Origin of the sequence: Candidatus Sulfotelmatobacter sp. (assembly GCA_035504415.1) — a bacterium.
Classification (GTDB): Bacteria; Vulcanimicrobiota; Vulcanimicrobiia; order Vulcanimicrobiales; family Vulcanimicrobiaceae; genus Vulcanimicrobium.
On record DATJRY010000011.1, the window covers coordinates 381,439 to 405,721 of the forward strand.

Sequence of the window (24,283 nt, forward strand, 5' to 3'; positions counted from 1 at the left end):
CCCGGGTGCCGGAATCAACCCGGCTTCCCCTGTGCGCCGCGGCGCTTCCGGAGGCAGAAGGAGCCGTTCGTGATCCAGCCGCCCTTGGTCTTCAGCGGATCGTCCAATCGCAAGCTGGCCGAAGAGATCGCTCGCCGCATGCAGACCCGCGTCGGCAACGCACTGGTCGATCGCTTCAAGAACGACGAATGTCGCATCGAGATCCGCGAGAACGTGCGCGGCGCCGAGGTGTTCGTCGTGCAGTCCACCTGCCGGTCGCCCCAGGGCTACACCGTCAACGACTCGCTGATGGAGCTGCTGCTGATCGTCGACGCCCTCAAGCGCGCCTCGGCGAACCGGGTCACGACCGTCGTGCCGTACTACGGCTACGCCAAGCAGGACAAGAAAACCAAAGGCCGCGAGCCGATCTCCGCCAAGCTGGTCGCCAACATGCTGCAGACCGCGGGCGCCGACCGGATCGTCACGCTCGACCTGCACGCGGCCCAGATCCAGGGCTTCTTCGACATCCCGGTCGACAACCTGATGGCCGCGCCGACCCTGTGCAACTACCTCAAGGCCGAGAAGCTCGAAGGCGACCGAGTCGTCGTCGTCTCGCCCGACGCCGGCGGCGTGCCGCGCGCCGAGACGTTCGCCAAGCGCCTGAAATCGTCGCTGGCCGTCATCATCAAGCGCCGCCCCGAGCCCGACGTCTCCGAGGTCACCCACATCGTCGGCGACGTTCAGGGGAAGATCGCCGTTGTGGTGGACGACATGATCTCGACCGGCGGCACGCTGGTCAAGGCCGCGGAGGCGCTGCGCAAGCGCGGCGCGACCGACGTCTACACGCTCGCGACGCACGGCATCTTCGCCGGCGACGCGATCGCGCAGTTCGAGGCCTCCGAGATCAACAAGGTCATCGTCACCGACACCATCCCACGCACCATCGAGTCGGCCAAGGTCGAGCATCTCTCGATCGCCCAGATCCTGGCCGACGCGATCAAGCGCATCACTTCGAACCGTTCCGTCTCGGAGCTGTTCAACAACGAGGAAGCACTCGACGGCACCACGGCGACCGCGCCGGCCGGCGTCGAAAGCGAGCTTCCCTCCGTCGCAGCGGCCGTCTGAGGCCGGGAAAGCATCATGTCCAAGCAGCACACCCTCAACACCCTCACGCTCGAGCCACGCAGCGAGGCGGGGACCACCACGGCGCACGCGCTGCGGCGCGCCGGCAAGGTTCCCGGTGTCGTCTACGGGCACGGCCAGGCGACGCCGATCACGATCACGGCGAAGGACTTGAGCGAGCTGCTGCTATCGGGCAACCGCGCGCACGTCGTCACCGCCAAGATCGGCAAGACGACGGAGTCGGTGCTGCTGCGGCGCATCGAGACCGATCCGATCACCCGCAAGGCGCTCAGCGTCGACTTCCAGCGCGTGACCAAGGACGAAGCGATCTACGCCACCGTCCCGATCGTCACCGTCGGCACCTCGACCGGCGTGAAGGATCACGGCGGCGTGCTCGACGTCAGCCTGCGCGCGCTCGAGGTCAAGGGACCCGCCTCATCGATCCCCGACAAGCTCGAGATCGACGTCACCGAGCTCGACGTGCACCAGCACCTGACCGCCGGCCAGATCGCGTTGCCGAAGGGCTTCACGCTGGTGACGCCGGCGGACACCCTGGTCGTCGGCGTCGAGATCACGCGCGCCGAGGCCGCCGAAGCACCCGAAGCACCGGCTGCCGCGGCGGCGCCGGGCGCGGAGGCGCCGGCCGCACCCGCGCAAGGCTGACCGGCGATCGACGAGCTCTCCCTTCTCGTCGGGCTCGGCAATCCGGGCGCGAAGTACGCGCGCACGCGCCACAACCTGGGTTTCATCGTCGTCGACGCCCTGGCCGAGCGTTGGGGCATCGGCGCGCGCGACTGGCAGAAGAAAGGCCAGGCGCTCTACGCGCTCGACCGCGGCCGGCGCGCGATCCTGGTCAAGCCGCAGTCGTACATGAACCTGAGCGGTCCGCCGACGCAGGGGATCGCGACGTTCTACAAAGTGCCGCCGCCGCGGATCCTGGCCATCGTCGACGAGCTCGACTTGCCGTGGGGGACGCTGCGGATGCGCGCCGAGGGCTCGAGCGGCGGCCACAACGGGCTCAAGTCGCTGATCGAGGTCTTCGGCACCGGTTTTCCGCGGTTGCGGATCGGGATCGGCCGCGCGCACGAGGGCGACGCGATCGAGCGGGTGCTGGGCGAGTTCACGCCGCAAGAGGCGGCCGAGCTGCCGGCCCTGGTCGACCGCTGCGTGACCGGCGCCGAGCTGTGGCTGCGCGAGGGCGTGGCGGCGGCGATGAACGTCGTCAACGTGAGAGTCTGATCAACGGCGCGCGATTCGCCGCGCGCGGCATCCGATAATGGCGGTACGATGCGCCGTCTCGCCGCGTTTCTCACCCTCGCCGTGACCGTGCTGCCGCTCGCCGCACGAGCGCAGGAGGCCTGGCCCGACCCGGGCAGTACCGCGCCCGCCGCCGCCCGCCAGCTGGCCGCCGACGTCAACGCGGCGCGAGTCGCACACGGCTTGCCGCCGCTCGCCCTCGACGCGCGGCTGTCGCGCTTCGGCTTGGCGCTGGCGGAGGCGATGGAGCGCCGGCACTACTTCGGCCACACCGACCCCGACGGCGTGACCTTCGCCGATCGCGTCCGCGCGGCCGGACTGCTCGATCACTTCGCCGCCGAGAACATCGCGCTGGACGTCGACGAGCAGCGCGCCAACACCGCGCTGCTGCACAGCCCCGGCCACTACCGCAACATCATGGACCCGCGCGCCCGCACGCTGGGCGTCGCCGCCGTCTACGGCGAGGGCGGGGAGCTGCTGTTCGTGGAGGAATTCGGCGGCTGACCGGTCCGCTGGGTAAACGTTCGACCCAGTTCAGCCGTTGTACAAGGAAAGGAGACCACGATGGAGCTGGGCGGACGAACGATGGTGATCCGGGTCGACGAAGCGACCTTGGGCGCTGACGGGACGACGTTCTTCAGCGACCTGGTGTTTCTGGGCAACCTCGGAATGCGGCCGGTGATCGTCGCCCCGACGGCCGACGCGGCGCGCGCGGTGGTCCGTTCGATGAACCGCAGCGGCGACTCGGCCGTCGGCCTCTCCGGCGCGGACGCCGGGATGATCCCCGCCGCGGCCGGCGCGATCGGCGCCGTGCAAACCAAGCTCCTGTGCACCTTGCTCGACGCCGGCTACGTCCCGGTGATCGAGCCGCTCGCGTTCGGCTTCACCGGCACCGACGTCGCGGTCGCCGCCGACGACGTCGCGCAGTCGCTGGCCAGCGCGGTCGGCGCCGCGCGCGCGATCTTCTTCAACGACCAGGGCGGCGTCATCGACGCCAAGACGCGCCTCTTGGTCGATCAGCTCACGCCGGCCGAAGCGCTCGAGGTCGCCGCCGATCGCACCTTGGCGGAAGACTTGCGCGCCGCCGTCCGCGCGGCGGCGCTCGGCGTGCGCGGCGGCGTCGGCGCGGCGCAGATCTGCGACGGCCGCGTCGCGCACGCGACGATCGTGGAGTTCTTGACGGCCCGCCACATGGGCACCCAAGTAGCCGGGACCGTCTACACGGGCTAGCTCCGCGAAACGGCGGCGGCCGAGGACGAGCAAACTCACGCCGGGTTAAGAGTTGGTACGCAATCTGACGCCATCCGGGCCGGTTTGCCGATCGTTCTCAGCGTAGCCCGGACGCCCAGGAGCCCAGCCATGTCCGACACCCGTTCGCTCGTCGCAACCGCCTGCGCGCTCGCAGCGCTGTTGATGCTGCCGGTCGGAATGGTCCTCGCCTCGGTACTGGTGCGCGACGCCCTCGCGCCGCTGCCCGAGGAGGCGTTGCAGGCGGCCGACACCGGCCGGGGGACGCCGCGCCGGCGGGACGATTTGCCCTTCGGCTTCGTTGTCTAGGGGCTATGAAGAAGCCCGCCCCCGCCCAGCCGGAGGCGCCGCATCAGCCCGACGCGCCGCTGGGCGCGGAGCGGTGGCTGGCCGTGCGGCAACGTAGCGGCGCCGGCCCGATGACGCCCAAGCCCAAGCGCGGCACGCGCGCCGAACACGCTCGCCGCGAGATCGAGGACCAGCAGTAGCGCGAGCCTAGATCGACGTTCCCGGGCACGGGTCGGCGGTGCCGGCGGCGCGCGCGATGCGAGCGCCCAGCGGCGCGGTGTCCTCGAAGTACCAGCGCACGGTGCGCCGCCCGCACAGCGGCTCGAGGGCGTCGTCGGCTTCGCGCACGAACAGGCGCGCCGTCGCGACGCGATCGGCACCGGCGGCCAGCGCGCGTTCGTCGGCCGCCGTTTGCAAGCTGCGGTGATAGGCGGTGTAGATCGGATAGATCACGATCATCACCACGCCCAGCAGCGTCGCCACCAGCGCGAGGCGTGAGAGCACGTCGTCGTCGCGGCGGAAGCCGACCCGGTCGCTGAGCAGCACGGCCAGCGCGCAGCTGACGATGAACAGGATCGCCGCAGCCAGCGTCTGGCGCAGGTTGTCGCCGCGTTGGATGTCGGCGTCGGCGTGGTCGAGCGCGGCCGCGACTTCGGGCGGCGTGAGGTGATCGAGCGCGGCGTCGGCGACGCTGACCTCGCCGGTGGGGCCGATGCCGGTCGCGGCGATGCGCATCGAGCCCGATCGCCGCGCGGTCGCGACCATGATGACCGGCGTCCCCGGCACCCCCAGTCGCGCCGCTTCGCGCGCGGCCTGCGCGCTGAGCGCGTGCGGCGTCGTCTTGTGCGGCGCGCCGAACGGCAGGAGCGGCGCCACCATCGCGCCGCCGACCGCGCCGACCAGCAACAGCCCGGTGACGATCAGGTACCACAGGTGCGTGCGCCCGACCAGGCCCAGCACGACCACGACGATCAACGCGCCGAAGAACGCGTCGACGACGAAGCGGCCCAGGTACCCGAGCAGCCACTGCGAGGCGAGCTGGTGCGTCACCCCGACGGCGAAGCTGATCCGGTAGCTCGAGAAGGCGAACGGCAGCGCGGCCAGCGCGCTGATGAAGCCCAGGCTGGCGCCGAAAACGGCGCGATGGACGACGCGATTCCGGGTGCGCCGGCGCACCATGTCGCGCACGCGCGCCGCCGTCCCCGAGCGCCAGTACCACCAGAACGCCAGCACCTGCGCCAGGCCCCACCCGGCCGCGGCGAGGTGACGCAGGTCGGCGATCGAGCGCGCGCGCCGCTGCCGGTCGGGATCGACCAGACCGGGCGCGGTGCGGGTCAGCAGCATGCGTGGCGTCAGCGCGTCGACGCGCGCGTCGAGCCGCGTGCGCGCTTGCGCCGCGACCGGTGCGGCCGCCACGCACGCCAACGCCAGCACCAGCGCGCAGAAGAGGCGCTGCATCGAGGTGCTAGGTGTGGACCACGTGCTCGTCGGGGAACTCCGTCGCGTGCTCTTGCGGGAACCGCTTGCGGTACTGCGACCAGCCGCGGAAGTTTCCCGACCACGCGTCGCCGTCGCGCAGCGGCGTCGCGACGTGCTCGAACGGCGACCAGTGTCCGTTCGCGCCGCCGCCGATCAGCTTTTCGTACAGGTCGAGATCCTTGACGTGATCGCGCGTCCCCTCGTGCGAGAGGTACGAGACGCGCGCGCTGCGCGCGACGCTGATCTTGAGGCGCTCGTCGAGCGGCAAGATCGCTTCTTCGTCCTCGAGGATCAGCGGCGTGTGCCAGTCACCCACGCCCAGCGGCCGGGGCGTCGAGCCGCGATACGCGTCGAGCATCATCTGCGCGACGTGGCGCAGCTCGGGCTGCGCGTCCTCGTGCGTGCGCTGGGTGAAGAAGTTGGCCCACTCGGTCGCGGTGATGATGACCGTGATCCAGGCGTACGGTTCGAGGATCCGGTTGACCAGCTGCTTGTGCAGGTTGATGTCGGCCGACGCCAGCCGCTCGGCGTGGGTGAGCGCGTCCGCCAACGCCTTGCGCCACTCGGCCTCCGCCAACGCTTGGGTTGCCCCGTCGATCGCTTCGCGGGCCTGCATCCCGGCCTGGTTGCGCCCCCACCACAGCGGCATGGCCGGGTCCTCGCGGACGGCCTCGATCATCTTGCGGATGGGGATCGCGCGCGAGGAGGCCGCGTTGCGCGAGAAGACGCGGTGCGTCATCAGCTCGCTGTGGATGAAGCGCGGGTAGCGAACCTCCATCGTGGTGAGCCGGATGCCGGCCGGCGAGATGCTGTCCAGCAGAACGCGCGCGGAGAAGGCCATCGAACCTCCGTTCGCCGGACGGGTTCGGAATCTTTGAAGAAATCTTTCACCGAATGAACCCTCGCCCGTGGCCCCGAAGTAGACGTTTCCAATGTGGCGTGAGGTGATACGACCGACGACGGTCGCGGCGGCCTTGGATGCGCTGGCCCGCTACGGGCCGGACGCCCGCATCGTCGCGGGCGGGACCGACGTCCTGGTCGAGCTGCAGCGCGGGGTCAAGCCGACCGCGACGTTGATCGACGTCTCCGGCCTGCGCGAGCTCGACTACGTGCGGGCCGAGGGCGAGACGATCGTGCTGGGCGGCCTGACGACCCACAACGGCGTGCTGGCCTCGCCGCTCACGCGCGCCGCGGCCCTCCCGCTGGCGCAAGCGTGCATCGAAGTCGGCGCGCCGCAGATTCGCAGCCGGGCGACGATCGCCGGCAACCTCGCCACCGCCTCCCCCGCCAACGATACGATCGCACCGCTGCTGGCGCTCGACGCCACGCTGGTGCTGGAGTCGCGCGAGCGCACGCGCACCGTCGCGCTCGAGGACTTCTACGCCGGCTTCCGCCGCACGGTGCTGCAGGCCGACGAGCTGATCCGCGAGATCCGCTTCCGTGCGCTCTCGCGCGAACGGCGGGGCGTGTTCCTCAAGCTCGGCCTGCGCCGGGCGCAAGCGATCTCGGTGATCGACATCGCGATGGTGCTGACGTTCGCCGCCGACGGCAGCGTCGCGGATGCGCGCTTGACGCTGGGCTGCCTGGCGCCGACCGTCGTGCGCGCGCGCACGGCCGAAGCGTACCTGGTCGGCCGCGGTCTCGATGCGGCGACGATCGCGCAGACCGGGCGCCTGGCCTGCGAGGACGCCAGTCCGATCGCCGACATCCGCGGCTCGGCCGACTACCGGCTGACCGCGCTGGCGGCGCTCGTCGCGCAAGGGCTCGAGCGGCTCGCCGACGGCCGCGAAGCCGACGGTTTCCCGGCCGTGCCGGTGCTGCTCGAGACCGCGCGCTCGGCGCGCACCGCCCTGCCGTTCGACGGCGCGATCGCCGTCAGCATCAACGGCACGCCGGCGGTGCTCCACGACGCGCAGCGCAAGACGCTGCTGAACGCGCTGCGCGAGAACGCCGGTCTGACCGGCGCGAAGGAAGGCTGCGCGGAGGGCGAGTGCGGTGCGTGCACCGTGTGGCTCGACGGCGCGGCCGTGATGTCGTGCCTGGTCCCCGCCGCGCAAGCGCACGGCGCGACCGTCACGACCATCGAAGGGCTGGCGCAGGGCGACGAGCTGCACCCGCTGCAACGGGCGTACGTCGACTGCGGCGCGGTGCAGTGCGGCTTCTGCATCCCGGGCATGCTGATGGCCGGCGCCAAGCTGCTCGACGAACGTCCCCTCGCGACGCTCGAGGACCAGCAGGCCGCCATCAGCGGCAACATCTGCCGCTGCACCGGCTACCGCAAGATTCTCGACGCCATGGAACGCGCCGCGTCGTCGCTGGCCGCCGAAGAGCCGGTGCCCGAGGTCGTCACCGCGTGAAGGTCGTCGGCGAACCGCTGCCGCGCCCCGACGCGCGCGCGAAGGTGACCGGTGCCGCGCTCTATCCGGCCGACTTGGTGCGCCCGGAGATGCTGCACTGCAAGGCGGTGTTCGCCCATCGCGCCCACGCGCGCATCGAGCGGATCGACACCGCCGCGGCGCGCGCGCTGGACGGCGTCGTCGACGTCTTTGTCGCGGGCGACGTCCCGTACAACCGCTACGGTTTGATCGACGCCGATCAGGAAGTGCTGTGCAGCGAGGTCGTGCGCTACGTCGGCGACCGCGTCGCGCTGGTGGTCGCGGTCACGCCGGAGATCGCCACCCGCGCCGCCGCGCTCGTCGAGGTCGCCTATCACGACCTGCCGATCGTGGTCGACGCGCACGCCGCGATCGCGGACGGCGCCCCGCTCGTGCACCCCGGCCACGGCACGAACGTGCTGCTCCACCAGAAGATCCGCCACGGCGACGTCGCCGCCGGCTTCGCCGCCTCGGACATCGTGGTCGCCGGGACGTTCACGACCAGCTGGCAGGAGCACGCGTACCTGCAGCCCGACGCCGGCATCGCGTACTACGAAGGCGTGACGCTGGTCGTCGAAACCGCCGGCCAGTGGCTGCACGAGGACCTGCGGCAAGTCGCGGCGATGCTGCGCCTGAACGAAGACCAGGTCGCGATCCGCTACGCCAAGATCGGCGGCGCGTTCGGTGGCCGCGAAGACCTCTCGGTGCAGGCGCTGGTGGCGCTGGCGACGTGGAAGACGAAGCGGCCAACGGCGATCGTGTGGAGCCGCGAAGAGTCGATCGTCGGTCACCACAAGCGCCATCCGTTCCACATCGAGGCGAAGTGGGGCGCCAAGCGCGACGGCACCATCGTGGCCGTGCAGACGCGGCTGCTGGCCGACGGCGGCGCGTACGCGTCGACCAGCGTCGAGGTGCTCAAAGGCGCGGCGATCTTCGCGCACGGCCCCTATCGCACGCCCAACGTCGCGACCGACGGCATCGTCGTCTTCACCAACAACCCGCCCAGCGGCGCGTTCCGCGGCTTCGGCTCGCCGCAAGCGCACTGGGCGGCCGAGTCGATGATCGCGCGCGTCGCGCAGGCGCTCGAGCTCGACCCGGTCGAGATCCGGCGCAAGAACCTCTACCGCGAAGGCGATCGCGAGCCGACCGGCAGCGTGCTGCCCGAAGGCGTGACCGCGGTGCCGGTGCTCGACGCGTGCGCGCAAGAAGCGGCGAGCCGCTTCGTCCCGCGCGTCGCGCGCGGCGAGCACGGCCGGCTGCGGCGCGGCATCGGCATCGCCAGCGGGATCAAGAACGTCGGCTATTCGTTCGGCTTCCCCGAACAGTCGACGGCGACCGTCGAGCTGATCGTCACCGACCGCATCGAGCGCGCGCTGGTGCGCAGCGGCGTCGCCGACGTCGGCCAAGGCGTGCACCTGATCGTCCGTCAGATCGCCGCCGAGACGCTCGGCCTGCCGCTCGACGCGGTGGCGCTGATCAGCGACGACTCGGCCGAAGCCCCGAACGCGGGCTCGGCGTCGGCGTCGCGCTTGACCGTCATGGCGGGTCGCGCCGTACACGACGCCGCGCTGGCCGCGCGCGCCGCCTGGCAGCGCGGCGAGGCGCCCGCGGCGACGGTGCAGTTCCGGCCGCCGCCGACCACGCCGCTCGATCTCGAGACCGGCCAAGGCCGGCCGTGCTACAGCTACGGCTACGCGGCGCAAGCCGTCGAGGTCGAAGTCGACGTGACCACCGGCGTCACCCGCGTGCTCAAGATCATCAGCGCGCACGACGTCGGCCGCGCGATCAACACGCAGCAGGTCGAAGCGCAGATCGAAGGCTGCTTGGCGCAAGCGCTGGGCTACGCGCTGACGGAGAACTTCCTGGTGCGCGAGGGCAAGGTGCTCACGCCGCACTTCAGCAGCTACTTGTTGCCGACCGCGCTCGACATGCCGACCGAGGTCGTGCCGCTCATCCTCGAGCTGGGCGATCCGATCGGTGCCTTCGGCTCGCGCGGCATGGCCGAGATGCCGCTGGTTCCGTTCGCGCCCGCCGTCGCGGCGGCAATCTACGACGCGACCGGCGCCTGGGTCGACGATCTGCCGATGACGCCGGAACGCATTCTGGCCGCGATCACCAAGGTGCGCCGGGCCAGCGCAGCCGCCGTGCCCAGCTGACCGCTGGAGCGCGTCGTAGCGGTAGCGCGAGCGCGGCAGCTCAGCGCACCACGGACAGGATCGCCGCACCGAAGGCGGCGGCGCCGGCGATCAACCAGGTGACGTAATCGGTGACGATTCCGCTGTGCCACGCATGCGGAATGCGCATCGCCGACTCGTAAAGACGCGCCAACAGGGCCCACACGCGCCGCAGCCGGTGCGCGAACAGTCCGATCGAGGCGAAGCCGATCGCGAGGAGACCACCGCCCAAACCGTGCACGAGGTCGGGTCTCAACGGGAGCGCGACTCCTCGCCCGAGCGGGACCGGGGCCGCGGCGTGCAGCAGCAGCGCTTCCTGCATCGGCCGATCGACGAAGCGCATCGCCGCCGCGATCGCCGTCGGCGGAATCGCGGCCAGCAGTCCCACCACGAACGAGAGCACGAGGAGCACCAAGGTCGGAACCGCCATGTTGGCGAGCCGCGCGCCCTGCGCCGGTGCCGTCTCGGGCTGCTCGGTCCCGGGCGTCAAGGCGCGGGGATCCGGCGGCGGCCCCCAGCCGAACGTCATGCGCCCAACCGCGTTGAGCACGGCGGCCCCCGTCAAAGCAGCGCTCACCCCGAGCGGGATCATCACCCAGCCCAGGTGGGCGTGCGCCGCGCCGCGCGCGATCAGCGCGCTGCCGACGAAAAGTCCGCACGGTGGCATGCCGGCGAGGGCGAGCGCCCCCAGCGCGAAGACGGCCGCCAGCCACGGAAGCTCGCGGAGCTTTCCGCGTAGATCCTCGACGTCGACGGTCGACCAGCGATTGAGCATGATCCCGCTGCCGAAGAATAGCGCTCCCTTCACCAGCCCGTGGCCGAGCACGTACACGAAGAAGCCGCCCAGCGCGACCGAGCCGAACAGCGCGATCCCGCACAGCATGAGGCCGCTGTGCGCAACGGTAGAGAACGCGAGCAGCCGCTTGAAGTGCCGTTGCGCATAGGCCATGACGGAGCCGACGACCGCGGTCGCCAGGCCGAATGCAAGCAGTACGTCGCGCACCCCCTCGGCATGGGCGCCGAGCGCACCCGAGAAGACGCTCCAGTATATTCGCGCGACGGCGTAGAGTCCGGCCTCGACCATGATCCCGGAGAACAACGCGCACAGCGGCGTCGGCGCGACGGCGTGCGCTTCGGCGAGCCAGAAGTGAAACGGCACGATCGAGGCCTTCACCAAGAAGCCGACGACGATCAGCGCGAACGCGACCAGCACCAGCGGGTCGCTCTTGGCGGCGAGCGCGTGCGCGATCTGCGCCAGCAGCAGCGCGCCGGTGCGCCCGTACAGCAGCGTGATTCCCGCGAGCACGAAGAACGCACCGGTGCTGTTGACGACTGCGAACGAGAGCGCCCCTTCGACGGCGGCCGAGTCTTCCGAGCGAAATCCGGTCAGCGCGTACGCGGCGACGCTCATGAGCTCGAAAAACACGAACAAATCGAAAATATCGCCGGTCAGGAAAAAGCCGATCAGCGCCGCGCTGAAGACCTGCAGCAGTGCGACGAACGCACCGTCGTCCTGATTGTAATACGTCCAGGCGTAAACGAAGGCTGCCAGCGTGAGGAACGCCGCCAGCGCAGCCAACGCGGCACCGGCCGGGTCGACGACGAACGCGATTCCGAGCGAAACGCCGTGAGCGGGATGCCAGCCCCCGAACCAGTGCACGACGGTGCCGTGCACGGCTGCGTCAGCCGCCAGTGCCGCGCACGCCGCGGTCGCGAACGCCGAGGCCACGATGTTGATGATCGACCACACCGCACGCGGCACGCGTGTGCCCATCCCCGCGGTCAGCGCGGCGGCGATCAGCGGGACCGCCAGCGCAAGCGGCGCGAGGGCACTCATCCCTGCATCGGTCGTAGGGCTTGCGGGTCGACGGAACCGCACGTCTTATAGATGCGCAGTGCGAACGCCAGCAGCAGCGCCGTCACCGTCGCGCCAACAACGATGTCGGTCAGCGTCACCGCTTGCACGACCGGATCGGTCGCCCGCACCCCCGGGAGCACGTCGCTGAAGATCGGGGCGGTCGCGCCCAGCCGGTAGCCGACCATCAAGATCAGCACATAGGTCGAAGACTGCGTGATCGAGAGGCACAGGATCAGGTGCACGAGGTGCCTGCTCGTCGCCATGCCGTAAAGCCCGACGACGAAGATCCAGGCCGGCACGACGTAAGGAAGCCAGCTCACGAATCGCCCTCACGCGACGGGGAGACACGCTCGACCCGTGTCTCGTCGGCGAACTCGCCGAACAGCATGACGAACCCCGCCACCACCTCGACCGCGACGCAGAAGTTGATGACCGGGATCGTGCCGGTCGAGAAGAACGCGCCGAAGGTGCCCAGCGGCAACGTGTTGGCAAGGAACGCACCGCTGGTCGCGAGCGTCGCCACGCCGACGACGACGTAGCCCGCCGCGCCGGCGGCCTCGAATGGCTGAGCGCGCTCTTGCGGGACGAAGCGCCGAAACGGACGGTAGCCCAAACCCAAGAACACGAGCGCTGCGATGCCGGCGGTGATCGCACCGCCCTGAAAGCCGCCGCCCGGCGTGAGGTGCGGGTGCACGGCGACGTACAAGCCGAATGCCGACGTCAGCGCGATTCCGACCAACGAGAACGCCCGCACCGCATCGGTTCGGCCGACCTCACCGCGACCGGGCGCGGGCGGCAACGGCTCGTCCGTCGTCTCGCGCCGGTCCTGCCGCAGGACCAGCGCCAGCCCCGCCACGGCCGCGAACAAAATGAACTCCTCGCCCATCGTGTCGAGCCCGCGATAGTCGAAGTTGACGGCCGTCACGACGTTCTGGATCTTGCGCTGCACGGGCGCTACGCTGTCCAGCACCGTTCCGTAGGGGCCGCGATAGACGCCGAAGCTCGGCAGGCGCGCGAGGCCGATCAGGACGACGACGAGCAACGCCACGCTGCTGAGCCCCGCTACCCAGGCGCGAGCGCGCGGCGTCACCTCGGCCTCCCGCGCTCGATCCGCACGAGCGTCGCAAGCACCGTGAACGGAATCGCGACCGAGCCGACGGCCAGCTCCGAGAGTGCCACGTCCGGCGCTTGCAGCAGTGCCAACACAATCGTCATGATCAGCCCGTAGATCATGTAGAGGAAGATCTGACGCTTGGGATCGCGCACCAGCACGACGACGGTCGCCGCACCGGCGACGAGGACGAGCGCGATCCCTTGCAGCGTTGCCATCAGGTGTTCTCGACCTCGTGCGCGAGCACCGTGCGGCCGGTCTCGTGGGAGAGTACCCCGCCGAACACCAGGAGCACGAGCGCGATGAGCAGTCCCTTCGCCGCTTGGTTCGCCGTCGCGTGGGTGCCGATCGCGACCGCTACACCGACCAACGCCGGCCCCACCGCCGTCGCCAGCGCGACGACGTGCAGGCGCTGCATGGTCGTGCGCAGCACCACCAGTCCGGTCACGGCGAGCAGTTCGACCAGCACGCTCAGCGCGAGCAGCACGTCGACGAACACTCCGGTCAGCGTCAGAGCCACCGCCGATAGACGCGCGCCAACAGCAGCGTCGAGGGAAAGGCGAGGACGGCCAGCGCCAGCGAGACGTCGAAGAAGGTCTGGCGCTGAATCCCCTGCTCGATCAGCAGCAGGACGAGAACGGCGAGCACGGTCGCGACTTCGAGCGCGACCAGCGCGTCGACGATCCGTCCACGCACCGCGACGATCAGGCACGGTACGATGCCGAGCAGCAGTGGGATCGCGGCCGCGTACCAGACGTTCATAACGGCCACTCGCGCGAGTGCGGGGCGGCGCTGGCCGGCGCCAAGACATGCACGCGCAGCGCGCCGCGCAGGCGGTCGACCGAGAGGACGACCGCGTTCGGCGCGGTCGACATGCCGGCGATCACCAACGCCCGTCGAGCGGCCGACTCGGGGTCGTCGCCGCCCGTGTCGAAAGCGACGTCGAGATACGCGTCGTGCACGTCGCCTCCCCCCAGCCGCCGCAGCACGACGCCCCCGACGACGAACGCGTCGCGCACGACGTTACACAGTACCAGCAGCGAGAACCATACCCATCGCAGGCGCATGCCGTACCGCACGTCGGCCAGCGCGGCGGCTCGAAGGGTGACGGCGGTGCCGAGCAGCGCGATGGCGGCGCCGACCGGCGTCTCCTGCGGGTCGAGCTTCCCCACCAGCACGATCTCGAGCACGGCGAGCACCGCCCACAACGCTGTGATCATGATTGCTCCACGAGCATACCCGCGCTCGCGCGCTCGTGCGCAAGCGAGCCCCGGCCGGCCGAGCGGGTACCTACGAGGGGTGAGCGCTGCACCGGTACACTCGGATGGGCCCCGTGTGGATGCCGACCTTCGCGACGCGACGCCACTCGACGAGGGGACGACGCTGGGCGCCTTTCACGTCACGGCGCTGCAAGGACGCACGAACCTTTGGCTTGCCGTCCGCAGCGACGGGCGCGACGTCATGGCGGTGCGGATCGGCCGCGACCGTGGTGAGCTGACCGCACTCCAGCGCACTGTCAACTCGGACGGATCGATCGGCTTTGCTTTCGTGACGCCGCTCGGTCCGATGCGTGCGACCGTGGACTACCGCAACGAGGACCGCGCGGCGATCCACTGGACCGTCTCATTGACCGCAAACGAAGACGCGGTGATCGACTCGTGGGCACGCGACCTTTGTTTTCCGAGCGTGGGCGAGGCTCGCATCCATACGGCGCAGCGCGGCTTGCGGACCGGAACGCTGTTCGCGAGCGTCGAGGGGCCGACCCCGTTCTCGTTCTTCTACCTTCAGGATTTCTCGTCGCTCAACGAGTACTTCGACGCCGCGCGGCGCGGCCCGGCGGATACCGTCGGCGGCCGCTGGCCCGAGCTCGGCTACGCACCGCCGAGCGGCACGGACTGCGTGCTGCCGAAGGCGCGCGAGATCATCGTCTCCGACGCGTACCTCCTGCTCGAGCCGACGGTTCCGGCGACCAAGGACGCGGCCGCGCCGCTGTACCTCGACTTGCTGGCGGACATCTACCTGAGGCTATCGCGACCGGACGTCGCCTATCACGATTGGCCGACTCGCGCGGCACGCGCCTTGCGCGACCTCTCGAACTCGCCGCTGTGCAGCGACGCGCGGCACGGCCGGCGCTATCTCAAGCCGTACGTCGGCGACGATACGAAACCGCCCGAAAGCATGGTGCAGCTCACGCTCACGGCCAACGTCGATGAGTACGACGCGTGGCGCGGCGAGCGGAGCGTGCTCGGGACGGTGCTGCGCAGCGGCGTCCCTTCGTTCTTCGACGAAGACCTCACGACGCTGGTTCGGTGGCTGCCCGGCGAGCCGTTCGCCGCCTCACAAGCCGATGGCAACATGAGTCACGCGGCGATGGACAGCTGGTATCTGCACCATGCGCTGTTCAACGCCTCGCGTCTAGCCGAGTCCGGCGACGCGACCGCGAAAGCGCTCTTCGCGCGGAGCTTGCCGTACGCGATCCGGGTGGCGCATCGTTTCGACTATCGCTGGCCGATCTTCTTCGATCTCGGGTCGTTGGACATCATTCGGGCGGAGGCGGCGCCCGGCACCGGCGGCGAGACGGACGTGGCCGGCCTCTATGCGCTCGTGATGCTGCGTGCGTATGAGCTCTTGGGCGAGAAGCGGTATCTGGAGGAGGCGCAAGCCGCGGCGGCTCGCCTCGAAGGCCTGGGCTTCGATCTCGCGTACCAGCTCAATACGACAGGCTTCGCGGCCGAAGCGATGCTACGGCTCTGGAAGATCACCCGGGTGCCGTCGTATCTGCGCCTGAGCGAGGTCTGCATGGCCAACCTCTTCGACAACATGTGGATCTGGCGCTGCGGATACGGCAACGCGCGCCACTATCGCACCTACTTCGGCCTCTTTCCGCTGCGCGACGCGCCCTATCTCGCGCCGTACGAAGAGCTCGAGGCGCATGCGAAGTTCCATGTCTATCTGGCGCTCGGCGGCGAAGACCTGCGACCCTCGTTGCGTCTGCTCATCGCCGAGTTCCAGAAGTACAGCCTGGACCGCGGCTGGTACTTCTACCCCGATGCGCTGCCCGTCGACGTGATCGGCCAAGAGGTGCGAAACGGACGCATCGAGCGCGAGCTGTCCGTGCCGCTGGAAGACCTACGCGACGGCTTCGACGCGTGCGGCCAAGTGGGGCAGGAGGTCTACGGCGCGGGTCTACCCTTCGTGTACACCACCCGTCACTACATGCGCGTGGCGTCCGGCGAGCTGTTGGCGTACTGCGACTACCCCGCCTATGACTTCCGCGAAGATGGTCGTACGGTGTCCTGGACGACCGGAGGTGATCCGCGCGGAACCTGCACGTTGCGGGTCATGCCGGCCGGTGCGAACCTCGCCGCCACCGGCATCCGCGTCGAGGCCCAGGCCGGTTCTGTCCGCGTACCGCTGCACGGCACGTTGTCGGCCGAAGGACATGCGCTATTCGCGCTGCGCGGTGCGCAGACGATTCACATCACCTGGTCACGCGAGCCGGCAACGACCGGAGCAACGGTCGTCGTCGGCGCGATGTGCGCGGAGCCTCGGAACGAAAGCTTGACGGACCTCAGACGGCCGTGACGAGCCTAGTTTCCGATGCTCGTCGTGTAGCGAGCGGTTCGCATGAGACGGACGTAGCACATCGACGCCCGCGGCGATAGTGGGCTCACGTGTTGCACGTAGATGCGGCCGGTGAGCGTCGCTACGCCGACGTTCGCCTCGTAGTGCAGCGGCGCCTGATAAAACGTCGCGATCGCCGTCCCGACCCACGACGAGAAGCCGGGGTCCGGTACGAGGTTGTCCGCGTAGAGCTGGAGATCGCCGCTGGTGTCGATGAGCTGGTTGATCCGGCCGCTCATATACGACTGCCTGAAGAGGAAGTACGACGTGTGATACTCGTGGGCGGCGATCGAGCGATCCGCCAGCACGAAGCTCTCGTTCGGTTCGAGGAGGGACCGATTGTCGTCGGTGGGGGACAGCGTCACCACGCCCTTGACGCCGATCGCGTTCATGTCGGGATTCCACGACGGCCCGACGTTGGACGTGTCTTTCAACAGGGAGAGCGTCATCGTCGAGATTGCGAGCGACGCGCCCGAGGGCGCGGGCAGCGGATGGCAGTAGGCCGAGCCGCGATAGGTCCCGGGGAAGTCGTCGACGGCGGCGCCGGCATCTTGGACCAACGGATCACCGTCGTACGGGTACGGCGTCGGAAGGACCGGCGGCACCGTGCTCGCCGCGGATGGTGACGGCGAGGGCGCCTGCGCGCGTCCCGGCTCCGGCCGGACCACGCCCGCAAACGCGACGAACGCCACGAGTAACGAAAGCGCTGCTCTCTGCATATGACCCCCACTCCCTCTAGGGTGGCGACGACCTTCGCAGTGCCGGTAGAAACCCCTCGTTCGGTCCCTAAGCTTGGTCAGCGCCTTGCGCGAGGTCTTTCGCGAACCAGCGATCGGCATACGGGTCGGCGTCGAAGGCCTCGACGCGACGATAACCGGCCCGCTCGTAGAGCGCCGCGGCCTCGGTCAGCACCGAGTTGGTCTCCAAGCGCAGCGTGTGCAGGCCGGCCGCGCGTGCGTGTGCTTCGAGCGCGTCGAGGATGCGGCGGCCGACGCCCAGCCCGCGCGCCGAGCGATCGACCCACATGCGTTTGATCTCGCCGACCGCGACGCCGGCGAGCTTGAGCGCGCCACACCCGACCGGACGCGCGTCCAGCGTCGCCAGCACAAACGCGCCGTGCGGTGATTCGAACGACTCCGGCACGACGCCGCCACGCGCAGGATCGTAGCCGACCGGGAAACGTTCCGCCAACTCGCGATAGTAGGCGTCCAGACACCAGCGTGCGGAGCTGCCGTTCGGGTTAGCGATGGCGATCTCGACCGCGGCGGCTTGCATCAGACGCTCGACGTCGGCCATCGCGGCGACGAGCCGCCCCCGTTGCGATGTGCCCAACCTCGCAAGCAGCGTGGTCGCGAACCGTTCGGAAAGCCGGTTGAGGGCATCCAGCTCGCGCGCGCCGGCGCGCGTCAGCGATGCGGTGGTCACGCGCGCGTCGTGCTGCGCGGGCTGCGTCTTCACCAGCCCTTGGCGCTCGAGCGAACGCAACAACCGGCTCAGGTACCCGGAGTCCAACGACATTCGGGCGCGCAGATCGCGCGCGTCCGCCCCAGCCTTCCCGATCTCGAAGAGCAGCCGCGCTTCGCTGAGTGGGCGCCCGCGTCCGTGAAAGCTGTCGGTCAGCGCGCCGATGCGCCGGGTGACGACCCGGTTGAAGGAGCGGACGGCCGCGATCTGATCGGGCCGTATGCCCTCACCCGGTGGTGAGGTCTTTCGCGAACCAGCGGTGCGCATAGGGCTCCTCGTTGAACGCAGGCACGTCCCGGTATCCGCGCCGGCTATACATCGCGATCGCTTCGGTGAGCGATGCGTTGGTGTCCAGGCGCAGCGTCCGGATACCGGCGTCGCGCGCACGCGCCTCGATCGCGTCGAGCAGACGGCCGCCGATGCCGTGCCCACGGGCCGCGCGGTCGACCCACATGCGCTTCACCTCGGCCAGCTGCGGATCGACCCGACGCAGGCCACCGCAACCGACGATGCGGCCGTCGTGCCGGGCGACGAAGAACCACCCACGCGGCGGCATGAAGTCGGCCGGGCGCGCGGCGCCCACCGCGGCCTCGACGTCGGCCGCGAACCGCTCCCGCAGCTCGGCATAATACTGGGCCAGGCACCACTGGGCGTCGCCGCCGTCGGCCGGGGCGTCGGCGACCTCGACGGCTGCCGCCCGGGCACGCGCCGAATCCATTCTCTGATATTAGTCAGATAATTGGCCTAATGCAAGTAGTCCACCGGCTCGGTGCTCGGCCCTCTGCAGTCGATGTCAAGTCGGACCGTCCGAGCTACAAAGACGTCTGGCGGCTGCGGCGTGGCGTGCGACCAGTGCCGGAACGTCGACGCCGACGAGTCGACCGTCGCGCACCCGAACCACGCCGTCGACGATGCTCAGGTCGACCTGCGGGATGCGGCAGAACACGAGGGACGCCAGCGCATCGTGGACGCTGCCGCCGGCGGTCCACAGGTCGTCGGCGCGCACGCCGATCAGGTCGGCCGCCATCCCGGGGGCGAGCTGACCGATGTCCTCGCGACCGAGCACCTCGGCGCCGCCGCGGATCGCCAGCCGCAGCGCCTCGCGCGCCGACATCGCGGCGGCGCCGTGCGCGACCCGTTGCAGCAGCATCGCATGGCGCGCCTCGTCGAGCATGTGCGAGCCGTCGTTGGACGCCGAGCCGTCGACCCCCAGCCCGACGCGCATGCCGGCGTCGCGCTGTTCGAGCACCGGCGCGATCCCCGAACCCAGCCGCATGTTCGAGGTCGGGCAGTGCGCGACGCCGGTCTTCGACCACCCGAGCCGGGTGAACTCGCTGTGGTCCATGAAGATCGCGTGCGCGAACCACACGTCGGGGCCGACCCACCCGAGCGACTCGGCGAACGGCACCGGGCGTGAACCGTAGGTCTCCAGACAATAGCGCTCTTCGTCGACCGTCTCGCACAGGTGCGTGTGCAGGTGAACGTGCTCGTGCCGCCGCGCCAGCTCCGCGCTCGCGCGCATCAGATCCGGCGTGACCGAGAACGGCGAGCACGGCGCGACGACGATGCGCGTCATCGCGAAGCGCGCCGGATCGTGGTGTTCGCGAATGACGCGCTCGGTGTCGGCCAGGATCGCGTCCTCGTCCTCGACGGCCTCGTCGGGCGGCAGACCGCCCTGCGAGCGGCCGCGCGACATCGAGCCGCGCGAGGCGTGGAAACGCAAGCCCATCTCGCGGGCGACCGCGATCTCGTCGTCGACGCGCGTACCGCGCGGCCACAGGTATCCGTGGTCGGCGGCCGTCGTGCAGCCGGAGAGCAACAGCTCCGCGGCGGCGACGGCCGTCGCCGCGCGAATCGCCTCGGGCGTCAGCCGCGCCCAGATCGGATAGTGCGCGACCAGCCATTCGAACAGCTCGGCATCTTGCGCGACCGGCAGCGCGCGGGTGAGGGTCTGGAAGAAGTGGTGGTGCGTGCAGACCAGTCCCGGCAGGAGCACCAGCCCGCGCGCGTCGACCACCTCGTCGGCCTGCGCGCTCAGCGCCTCGGTCGGACCGACGGCCTCGATCGCGTTGCCGCGCAGCAGGACCGCGCCGTCGGGATAGACGCGCGCCGCGTCGTCGAAGGTCGCGACCAGCGTGGCGTGGCGAAGGAGCAGCGTGCGCACGACGGAGGCGTTCGCGGACGGCGCTGGGAACCCGCCGGGATGACGAGCATCGCCGCCTTGAACGCGGCCGACCGCGACGCGTTCGTCGCGGCGATCGGCTTCGCGTTCGAGGACTCGCCGTGGATCGCCGCGGCCGCCTGGGAGCGCCGCCCCTTCGCCGACCGCGCCGCCCTGCACGCCGCGCTGGTCGGCGCCGTCGCCGCCGCGCCGCCGGAGCGCCAAGTCGCGCTGATCGCGGCGCACCCCGATCTCGCCGGCCGGGTCGCGCGCGAAGGCCGTCTGACCGCCGCCTCGACCGGCGAGCAGCGCGCCGCCGGTCTCGACCGCCTGACCGCCGCGCAAGTCGCGCGCTTCGATGCCGCCAACGCGGCGTACCGCGCGCGCTTCGGCTTCCCGTTCGTCATCTGCGCGCGCGAGCACGACGCGGACGGCATCCTGAGCGCGATGGAGCGCCGCGCGACCAACGATCGCGCGACCGAGATCGCGACCGCGCTGGCCGAGATCGCGAAGATCGCGCAGCTGCGCCTCGAGGACGCGGTGGCGGCATGATCGGCGGCTACGTCCTGGACTGGCTGAACCTGATCTTCCGCTGGGCGCATCTGATCGCCGGCATCTCGTGGATCGGCGCGTCGTTCTACTTCGTCTGGCTCGACGACAGCTTGCGGCTCGACGTGCCCGACGGCGAGCGCGAACGCGGCGTCTACGGTGCGCTCTGGAGCGTCCACGGCGGCGGCTTCTATCACAACCGCAAGTTCCCGACCGGCCCGCGCGGGGAACCGCTCAGCGACGATCTGCACTGGTTCTACTGGGAAGCCTACTCGACGTGGATCACCGGGATGGCGATGCTCGCGATCATCTACTGGGCCGGCGCGTCGACCTACTTGATCGACCCCAGCGTGCTCGTGTTGACGCCGTGGCAGGCTATCAGTATCAGCATCGGCGTCCTGGTCGCCGGCTACCTGGTGTACGACGGGCTGTGCCGTGTCTTCGAGAACCAGCCGATTGCGCTGTGGACCTCGATCTGTGCCGCACTGCTGTTCGCGGACTGGGGACTCTTCCACGTCTTCGGCGGGCGCGCGGCGTACATCCACGTCGGCGCGATCATCGGCACGATCATGGTCGCGAACGTCGGCCACGTCATCATCCCCGGCCAGCGCCGCGTCGTCGCGCAGCTGCGCCGCGGCGAGACGCCCGATCCGCGGCCCGGCAAGCTCGGCAAGATGCGCTCCGTACACAACACCTACTTCACGCTGCCGGTGCTGTTCATCATGATCAGCAACCACTACCCGATGACCTACGGCAGCTCGTGGGGCTGGTTGATCCTCGCTCTCATCGCCGCCGCCGGCGTGCTGGTGCGGCGGTTCTTCGTGCTCAGCCACAAGCACCGGTTGATCGTGGCGCTGCCGGTCACGGCCGCGGTCATCCTGGCGGTGGCCGGCATCATCCTCGTGCCGCACCCGCCGGCGGCGGTCGCCGGCGCGGCGGCGCCGACCTGGACGACGGTGCAGCCGATCCTCGCGCAGCGGTGCGCCGTCTGCCACGCGGCGCATCCGACGGAGCCGGGCTTCACCGCTCCGCCCGAGGGCGTGCTGCTCGACTCGGCGGAGCACGCGCACGCCAACGCCGCACGCATACGCGAGCAAGCGGTGACGACGCACGCGATGCCGCTCGGCAACGTCACCCACATCACCGACGCCGAACGCGCGACGCTCGGCGCCTGGATCGCCGCCGGAGCACCCGTACCGTGAGCGCAACGCTCTCGACGCACGTCCTCGACACGGCGCGCGGCGTGCCGGGCGCCGGGATCGAGGTCGTCCTCTACGCGCTCGACGGCGATCGTCGCACGGAAGTCGCCCGCGCCACGACGAACCACGACGGGCGCACGGACGCGCCGCTCGCGACCGACCTCGCGGCGGGCACGTACGAGTTGACCTTCGCGGCCGGCGCGTACTTCGCGCGCACCGACACGCCGTCGTTCTTCGGCAGCATCCCCGTGCGGTTCGTCATCGCCGGCGACGGAAAGTATCACGTTCCCCTCCTGCTCTCGCCCTGGAGTTACAGCACCTACCGCGGGAGTTGAGCGTACCGGAAGAGCGTTCCATGGCAGTCCCCTGTACAGCGCCTCGATGCTGCGGTATCGTGATCAGATGGCGGGTGGATTTCGTGCCGAGCGTCGGCAGCGAACGGTAGAGGCGTTGCTGCGCGCGGTCGCCGATCTCGAGGCGGGAGAGTCGGCGCGCACGGTCGGCGCACGCTACGGCGTCAGTTCGGCAACCCTGTACCGCTGGCAACGTACCGTGCGCGCAAAGCGTAACGCCGCGCTCGAGCGCGTTCTCGTCCTCGAAGCGGAGCTGCTCGTGTGCCGAGAGACAATCGCTCGCCAACAGCGGACGATCGACGCCTTTCGCGGTGTTCTCGCGCGAAAACGCTGAGCGCCGCCGCCCGCCGGCGCATCGCTCGTGAGTTGAAGCTCGGCGGCGTGAGCGAGCGCGAAGCCTGCGCACTCGCCGGCATCGCTCGATCAGTCTTTCGCTACACGTCACGCCGCGCATGATTGGTTCGCGCGCGAATACTCTCGTCGCGCCGGACATAAAAGCAAAGACTGGCTCGAGTCGGTTTACGCGTGAGACGGCGGTTCGCTACAATGTCCACCGCGCGGTACGTCAACTCACAACCGCGCTCACTAGAGCACAAGAGGAAAGGGTGTTACCTCAAATGCTATCCGAAAACGTCATCCACTCTCATCCCTTCGGTCGCGGCGCGCCGCGGATTCGAGGCTGATAATGGGACAAGGTGGAGAGATTTCGCTCGTCAACGGCACGTCGTACGCGTGGCAACTTACCTACCAGCATCACTATCAAATGAATGCCTGGACGTTTCCGTCGACGATAGCTGCACAAACGGTGCAGACCGTCTACGTCGAGTGGGACGACCACGTCGGCCACAAGACGAAAGACGACGGCGGCGAGGCAACGTACACGTTGGTCGGAACACCGTACTCCTTCCAGATTCAAGCTCGCGGCGTGCCCTACCGTCACCTTCAGGTCCAGTACGTCAGTCTCCCGACGGAGAACAATCCGCCGGGCGAAATCTTAGACATTGGGTGGGTTCACGACGGCACCGTCCCATTCGTGCTGGCCGGGCAGAGCGGCAGTTTCGCATCTAGTTCCATGCCGGTCGCGTGGATGCAAGCGAACTTCGGCAGCCTAGGTGCGCGGACTCTTCGCACGCTCTGCATTCCGGGTTCGCACGACGCGGGGATGAGCACGCTGGGCAGTCATACCGTCGGCGTCGCGCCGTGCAACGTGCTCACGCAGACCACGGGAATCGGCGGCCAGCTGCTGCAAGGTTCGCGGTATTTCGACATTCGGCCGGTGATCGCGGGAGCGACCTACCAGACCGGCCACTACTCGTCCGTCGAGAAAACCATCGACAACAAAAAGCTCCAATTCTGGGTCGGCGGAAATGGCCAAGCGATCGCAGACATCGTCAACGATATCAATGCGTTCACCAGCACGAACAAGGAGCTGGTGATTCTGAACCTCTCGCACGACCTAAATACGGACGTCGGAAACGCAAACTATCGTCCGTTTACGCAAACCGAGTGGAATGGGCTCTTTCAGGAGCTGCTCGCACTCAACAATCGCAGCGTGGTGACGACTGCCGATCTCACGCAAGTTCCCATCAACCAGCTCATGGGCAACGGGAAAGCGGGTGTGGTTCTCATCGTCCGCCCGGCGGGCGACGACATCTCGCTGGGCAGCTACGCGAACCAGGGTTTTTACACGGACGCGCAGTGCCCGATCTTCGACAGCTATAGCAACACCGAGAACCTGCAGACGATGATCTCTGATCAGCTGCAGAAGATGCGGACGCAGCGGACGTCGCCAACGTCCCCCTGGTTTCTCTTGTCTTGGACGCTCACGCAAGGCACTAGTGACGCTTTGACCTGCGCTTCGGGAGGCGGCGTGTCCATCATCGACCTCGCCGATAGCGCCAACCCCCGGATATACTCGGATCTCTATGGGTCGTGTACGAGCAGGTGTTATCCAAACATCCTGTACATCGACGACGTCAAGTCACCGAACATCGCTGCACTCGCCATGGCGATCAATGCGATCGCCGCAACGTCCTAACGGG

The 24,283-nt window shown here is 69.3% G+C and carries 28 protein-coding genes; 15 read left to right on the forward strand and 13 right to left on the reverse strand.

What is annotated here, in order from left to right; genetic code table 11:
• Positions 1 to 69: 69 nt before the first annotated feature.
• The 7 genes from VMD91_08180 (at position 70) to VMD91_08210 (ending at position 4,094) form a co-directional block, all read left to right on the forward strand.
• The gene (locus tag VMD91_08180; protein HTW84026.1) at positions 70 to 1,104 is read left to right on the forward strand and encodes a ribose-phosphate pyrophosphokinase; all 1,035 of its coding nucleotides are present in this window, start codon (positions 70 to 72) and stop codon (positions 1,102 to 1,104) included.
• A gap of 15 nt (positions 1,105 to 1,119) precedes the next feature.
• Positions 1,120 to 1,764, forward strand: a complete 645-nt coding sequence (locus VMD91_08185; GenBank protein ID HTW84027.1) for a 50S ribosomal protein L25 — start codon at positions 1,120 to 1,122, stop codon at positions 1,762 to 1,764.
• A gap of 6 nt (positions 1,765 to 1,770) precedes the next feature.
• A complete protein-coding gene (gene pth / locus VMD91_08190; protein ID HTW84028.1) occupies positions 1,771 to 2,340 on the forward strand; it encodes an aminoacyl-tRNA hydrolase in 570 nt (189 codons plus the stop codon).
• 48 nt (positions 2,341 to 2,388) lie between these two features.
• On the forward strand, positions 2,389 to 2,862 hold the full coding sequence (locus VMD91_08195; protein HTW84029.1) for a CAP domain-containing protein: 474 nt from the start codon (positions 2,389 to 2,391) through the stop codon (positions 2,860 to 2,862).
• A 60-nt stretch (positions 2,863 to 2,922) separates the two neighbouring features.
• Complete coding sequence (locus VMD91_08200) at positions 2,923 to 3,588, forward strand: hypothetical protein (GenBank protein ID HTW84030.1); 666 nt, start codon at positions 2,923 to 2,925, stop codon at positions 3,586 to 3,588.
• Between the two features lie 129 nt (positions 3,589 to 3,717).
• On the forward strand, positions 3,718 to 3,915 hold the full coding sequence (locus VMD91_08205; protein ID HTW84031.1) for a hypothetical protein: 198 nt from the start codon (positions 3,718 to 3,720) through the stop codon (positions 3,913 to 3,915).
• Positions 3,916 to 3,920: 5 nt separating this feature from the next.
• The gene (locus VMD91_08210) at positions 3,921 to 4,094 is read left to right on the forward strand and encodes a hypothetical protein (protein HTW84032.1); all 174 of its coding nucleotides are present in this window, start codon (positions 3,921 to 3,923) and stop codon (positions 4,092 to 4,094) included.
• A 7-nt stretch (positions 4,095 to 4,101) separates the two neighbouring features.
• Here VMD91_08210 and VMD91_08215 read toward each other — a convergent pair whose 3' ends face one another.
• Positions 4,102 to 5,352 (reverse strand): M48 family metalloprotease, encoded by a 1,251-nt coding sequence (locus VMD91_08215; protein HTW84033.1) that lies wholly within the window; start codon positions 5,350 to 5,352, stop codon positions 4,102 to 4,104.
• Between the two features lie 7 nt (positions 5,353 to 5,359).
• Positions 5,360 to 6,214 (reverse strand): FAD-dependent thymidylate synthase, encoded by an 855-nt coding sequence (locus VMD91_08220; GenBank protein ID HTW84034.1) that lies wholly within the window; start codon positions 6,212 to 6,214, stop codon positions 5,360 to 5,362.
• A gap of 103 nt (positions 6,215 to 6,317) precedes the next feature.
• Here VMD91_08220 and VMD91_08225 point away from each other — a divergent pair, with 103 nt between their 5' ends.
• Entirely contained in the window at positions 6,318 to 7,730 is a 1,413-nt protein-coding gene (locus VMD91_08225) for an FAD binding domain-containing protein (GenBank protein ID HTW84035.1), read from the forward strand.
• Positions 7,727 to 9,904 (forward strand): xanthine dehydrogenase family protein molybdopterin-binding subunit, encoded by a 2,178-nt coding sequence (locus tag VMD91_08230; GenBank protein HTW84036.1) that lies wholly within the window; start codon positions 7,727 to 7,729, stop codon positions 9,902 to 9,904. The genes VMD91_08225 and VMD91_08230 overlap by 4 nt, the downstream gene beginning before the upstream one ends.
• 40 nt (positions 9,905 to 9,944) lie before the next feature.
• Here the strand turns inward: VMD91_08230 and VMD91_08235 are convergent, their stop codons facing one another.
• From VMD91_08235 to VMD91_08265, 7 genes are read right to left on the reverse strand one after another with little or no spacing between them, the layout of a single operon-like run.
• Positions 9,945 to 11,759 carry a proton-conducting transporter membrane subunit gene (locus VMD91_08235; GenBank protein HTW84037.1) on the reverse strand — a complete coding sequence of 605 codons (1,815 nt, stop codon included), beginning with the start codon at positions 11,757 to 11,759 and terminating at the stop codon, positions 9,945 to 9,947.
• Positions 11,756 to 12,100 carry a sodium:proton antiporter gene (locus tag VMD91_08240; protein ID HTW84038.1) on the reverse strand — a complete coding sequence of 115 codons (345 nt, stop codon included), beginning with the start codon at positions 12,098 to 12,100 and terminating at the stop codon, positions 11,756 to 11,758. Before VMD91_08240 ends, VMD91_08235 begins: the two co-directional genes overlap by 4 nt.
• Complete coding sequence (locus VMD91_08245; GenBank protein HTW84039.1) at positions 12,097 to 12,870, reverse strand: MnhB domain-containing protein; 774 nt, start codon at positions 12,868 to 12,870, stop codon at positions 12,097 to 12,099. The genes VMD91_08240 and VMD91_08245 overlap by 4 nt, the downstream gene beginning before the upstream one ends.
• Positions 12,867 to 13,109, reverse strand: a complete 243-nt coding sequence (locus VMD91_08250) for a DUF4040 domain-containing protein (GenBank protein HTW84040.1) — start codon at positions 13,107 to 13,109, stop codon at positions 12,867 to 12,869. The genes VMD91_08245 and VMD91_08250 overlap by 4 nt, the downstream gene beginning before the upstream one ends.
• Positions 13,109 to 13,411, reverse strand: a complete 303-nt coding sequence (locus VMD91_08255; GenBank protein HTW84041.1) for a monovalent cation/H(+) antiporter subunit G — start codon at positions 13,409 to 13,411, stop codon at positions 13,109 to 13,111. Before VMD91_08255 ends, VMD91_08250 begins: the two co-directional genes overlap by 1 nt.
• Positions 13,402 to 13,653 carry a monovalent cation/H+ antiporter complex subunit F gene (locus tag VMD91_08260; GenBank protein HTW84042.1) on the reverse strand — a complete coding sequence of 84 codons (252 nt, stop codon included), beginning with the start codon at positions 13,651 to 13,653 and terminating at the stop codon, positions 13,402 to 13,404. The genes VMD91_08255 and VMD91_08260 overlap by 10 nt, the downstream gene beginning before the upstream one ends.
• Complete coding sequence (locus VMD91_08265) at positions 13,650 to 14,111, reverse strand: hypothetical protein (GenBank protein ID HTW84043.1); 462 nt, start codon at positions 14,109 to 14,111, stop codon at positions 13,650 to 13,652. The genes VMD91_08260 and VMD91_08265 overlap by 4 nt, the downstream gene beginning before the upstream one ends.
• 115 nt (positions 14,112 to 14,226) lie before the next feature.
• Between VMD91_08265 and VMD91_08270 the strand changes: the two genes are divergently transcribed.
• Entirely contained in the window at positions 14,227 to 16,476 is a 2,250-nt protein-coding gene (locus tag VMD91_08270; GenBank protein ID HTW84044.1) for a hypothetical protein, read from the forward strand.
• Positions 16,477 to 16,481: 5 nt separating this feature from the next.
• On the opposite strand, the gene VMD91_08275 is transcribed toward VMD91_08270, so the two are convergent.
• The 4 genes from VMD91_08275 to VMD91_08290 all read right to left on the reverse strand — a co-directional run bounded on the left by VMD91_08275 (position 16,482) and on the right by VMD91_08290 (position 20,143).
• A complete protein-coding gene (locus VMD91_08275) occupies positions 16,482 to 17,207 on the reverse strand; it encodes a hypothetical protein (GenBank protein ID HTW84045.1) in 726 nt (241 codons plus the stop codon).
• A 94-nt stretch (positions 17,208 to 17,301) separates the two neighbouring features.
• Positions 17,302 to 18,246, reverse strand: a complete 945-nt coding sequence (locus tag VMD91_08280; GenBank protein ID HTW84046.1) for a helix-turn-helix domain-containing GNAT family N-acetyltransferase — start codon at positions 18,244 to 18,246, stop codon at positions 17,302 to 17,304.
• Positions 18,206 to 18,697: a GNAT family N-acetyltransferase gene (locus VMD91_08285; protein ID HTW84047.1), complete on the reverse strand. Its 492-nt coding sequence runs from the start codon at positions 18,695 to 18,697 to the stop codon at positions 18,206 to 18,208. The genes VMD91_08280 and VMD91_08285 overlap by 41 nt, the downstream gene beginning before the upstream one ends.
• 75 nt (positions 18,698 to 18,772) lie before the next feature.
• A complete protein-coding gene (locus VMD91_08290) occupies positions 18,773 to 20,143 on the reverse strand; it encodes an 8-oxoguanine deaminase (protein HTW84048.1) in 1,371 nt (456 codons plus the stop codon).
• Positions 20,144 to 20,182: 39 nt separating this feature from the next.
• On the opposite strand from VMD91_08290, the gene uraD reads away from it, so the two are divergent.
• The 5 genes from uraD (at position 20,183) to VMD91_08315 (ending at position 24,279) form a co-directional block, all read left to right on the forward strand.
• Positions 20,183 to 20,692, forward strand: coding sequence for a 2-oxo-4-hydroxy-4-carboxy-5-ureidoimidazoline decarboxylase (gene uraD, locus VMD91_08295; GenBank protein HTW84049.1), 510 nt, complete (start codon positions 20,183 to 20,185; stop codon positions 20,690 to 20,692).
• Positions 20,689 to 21,891, forward strand: coding sequence for a urate hydroxylase PuuD (locus tag VMD91_08300; GenBank protein ID HTW84050.1), 1,203 nt, complete (start codon positions 20,689 to 20,691; stop codon positions 21,889 to 21,891). The genes uraD and VMD91_08300 overlap by 4 nt, the downstream gene beginning before the upstream one ends.
• A complete protein-coding gene (gene uraH, locus VMD91_08305) occupies positions 21,888 to 22,223 on the forward strand; it encodes a hydroxyisourate hydrolase (protein ID HTW84051.1) in 336 nt (111 codons plus the stop codon). The genes VMD91_08300 and uraH overlap by 4 nt, the downstream gene beginning before the upstream one ends.
• Positions 22,224 to 22,338: 115 nt before the next feature.
• On the forward strand, positions 22,339 to 22,575 hold the full coding sequence (locus tag VMD91_08310; protein ID HTW84052.1) for a transposase: 237 nt from the start codon (positions 22,339 to 22,341) through the stop codon (positions 22,573 to 22,575).
• Between the two features lie 351 nt (positions 22,576 to 22,926).
• Entirely contained in the window at positions 22,927 to 24,279 is a 1,353-nt protein-coding gene (locus tag VMD91_08315) for a hypothetical protein (protein ID HTW84053.1), read from the forward strand.
• Positions 24,280 to 24,283 lie beyond the last annotated feature (4 nt).